This is a genomic window from Maribacter spongiae, from assembly GCF_047345125.1.
Lineage (GTDB): Bacteria > Bacteroidota > Bacteroidia > Flavobacteriales > Flavobacteriaceae > Maribacter.
In genome coordinates this window covers 1-2,500 of sequence record NZ_JBLFEQ010000022.1, presented here as the reverse complement: position 1 = coordinate 2,500, position 2,500 = coordinate 1, and the positions used below count along the sequence as shown (strand labels likewise).

Here is a 2,500-nt window from a genome sequence, read left to right as displayed (position 1 = left end):
CCGGCTACTTAGATGTTTCAGTTCACCGGGTTCGCCCCCATTGCTGGGTGACATGCCTTCGGCATGCCGGGTTGCCCCATTCGGATATCCATGGATCATATCGTGTGTGCCGATCCCCATGGCTTTTCGCAGCTTATCACGTCCTTCTTCGCCTCTGAGAGCCTAGGCATTCCCCATACGCCCTTTTCCAGCTTGTCGCCAAACCTTCAAAATCTTCCGTATCGATAATACTCTATACTCTTTACTTAAAAAATTCGTGTCCTATTTCTAACAATAAAACTTAAATTCAGTATCTATACCGTTCCTTTATAACAATAATAATTATTATAAAAAAAACAGTACATAACTGTCCCAATATGTCAATGAACTTTTCTCGACAAACAATCGGCCGCCAACGATCAAAAACATTGTCGATCGTAAATCGGCCGTCGCTTATCGACCCGTGGAGAATATCGGAGTCGAACCGATGACCTCCTGCGTGCAAGGCAGGCGCTCTAGCCAGCTGAGCTAATCCCCCGTTTTTTCAGTTATCGGCTATCAGTCAACACCTTATCGGTTAATCGATGACCTATACGTCAACTTGGGATACCCAACTCCTAAAATTTCCTTCAATATTTCAATCTATGAACGTATCCAAAAACCGGTTCGGCAACGAACATAAATGCTCGATAACGGACCAGCCTTGGGCCGTAGTCCCGGGCAGACTCGAACTGCCGACCTCTACATTATCAGTGTAGCGCTCTAACCAGCTGAGCTACGGGACTGTCCCGGATGCCACTACGGGCACCGTTCCTTTATATATCATTATAGTAGAGACATCGTTACTGTATCGTTCTTTGAATCCTTAAAATCAAATCGGTCATACGGGACCGGATCTCTTTAATAGCCGCATTCTCTAGAAAGGAGGTGTTCCAGCCGCACCTTCCGGTACGGCTACCTTGTTACGACTTAGCCCTAGTTACCGATCTTGCCCTAGGCCGCTCCTTGCGGTGACGGACTTCAGGCACTCCCGGCTTCCATGGCTTGACGGGCGGTGTGTACAAGGCCCGGGAACGTATTCACCGGATCATGGCTGATATCCGATTACTAGCGATTCCAGCTTCACGGGGTCGAGTTGCAGACCCCGATCCGAACTGTGACCGGTTTTGTAGATTCGCTCCGGCTTGCGCCGTGGCTGCTCTCTGTACCGGCCATTGTAGCACGTGTGTGGCCCAGGACGTAAGGGCCGTGATGATTTGACGTCGTCCCCACCTTCCTCACGGTTTGCACCGGCAGTCCCGTTAGAGTCCCCATCTTTACATGCTGGCAACTAACGGTAGGGGTTGCGCTCGTTATAGGACTTAACCTGACACCTCACGGCACGAGCTGACGACAACCATGCAGCACCTTGCAGAATGCCCGAAGGAAAAGGTGTCTCCACCCCTGTCATTATGCATTTAAGCCCTGGTAAGGTTCCTCGCGTATCATCGAATTAAACCACATGCTCCACCGCTTGTGCGGGCCCCCGTCAATTCCTTTGAGTTTCATTCTTGCGAACGTACTCCCCAGGTGGGATACTTATCACTTTCGCTTGGCCGCCCAGTACTCAAGGTACCGGACAGCTAGTATCCATCGTTTACGGCGTGGACTACCAGGGTATCTAATCCTGTTCGCTCCCCACGCTTTCGTCCATCAGCGTCAGTATATGGTTAGCCACCTGCCTTCGCAATCGGTGTTCTATGTAATATCTATGCATTTCACCGCTACACTACATATTCCGGCAGCTTCACCATAACTCAAGACCGGCAGTATCAAAGGCAGTTCTACAGTTGAGCTGCAGACTTTCACCACTGACTTACCGGCCCGCCTACGGACCCTTTAAACCCAATAATTCCGGATAACGCTCGGACCCTCCGTATTACCGCGGCTGCTGGCACGGAGTTAGCCGGTCCTTATTCTTACGGTACCGTCAACGGGCTACGCGTAGCCCTATTTCTTCCCGTATAAAAGCAGTTTACTACCCATAGGGCATTCTTCCTGCACGCGGCATGGCTGGATCAGGCCTCCGCCCATTGTCCAATATTCCTCACTGCTGCCTCCCGTAGGAGTCTGGTCCGTGTCTCAGTACCAGTGTGGGGGATCCCCCTCTCAGGGCCCCTACCCATCGCGGCCATGGTAGGCCGTTACCCTACCATCTAGCTAATGGGACGCATGGCCATCCTGTACCGGCCGAAGCCTTTAACCCCAAGGCAATGCTGCCAAAGGGTGCCACGGGGCATTAATCCAAGTTTCCCTGGGCTATTCCCCTGTACAGGGCAGGTTCCATACGCGGTGCGCACCCGTGCGCCGGTCGCCATCATCCAGCAAGCTGGATATGCTGCCCCTCGACTTGCATGTGTTAGGCCTGCCGCTAGCGTTCATCCTGAGCCAGGATCAAACTCTTCATCGTTATACTATATATACTATTAAGCAAACGACCAAAAAATATCCCCGGGCCCGTAATCTCGATTCAAATCCTTTT

At 51.4% G+C, this 2,500-nt stretch carries 2 tRNA genes and 2 rRNA genes (1 of these 4 cut by a window edge); all 4 read right to left on the bottom strand.

Annotated features, from left to right (window positions below):
- A 23S ribosomal RNA gene (locus ACKWB9_RS15595) occupies window positions 1-199 on the bottom strand (it extends 2,630 nt beyond the left edge of the window).
- Window positions 200-443: 244 nt separating this feature from the next.
- A tRNA-Ala gene (locus ACKWB9_RS15590) sits at window positions 444-517 on the bottom strand.
- Between the two features lie 173 nt (window positions 518-690).
- Window positions 691-764, bottom strand: a tRNA-Ile gene (locus ACKWB9_RS15585).
- 135 nt (window positions 765-899) lie between these two features.
- Window positions 900-2,428 (bottom strand): 16S ribosomal RNA (locus tag ACKWB9_RS15580).
- Together the 16S and 23S rRNA genes with 2 tRNA genes alongside form the textbook arrangement of a ribosomal RNA operon.
- Window positions 2,429-2,500: the final 72 nt, after the last annotated feature.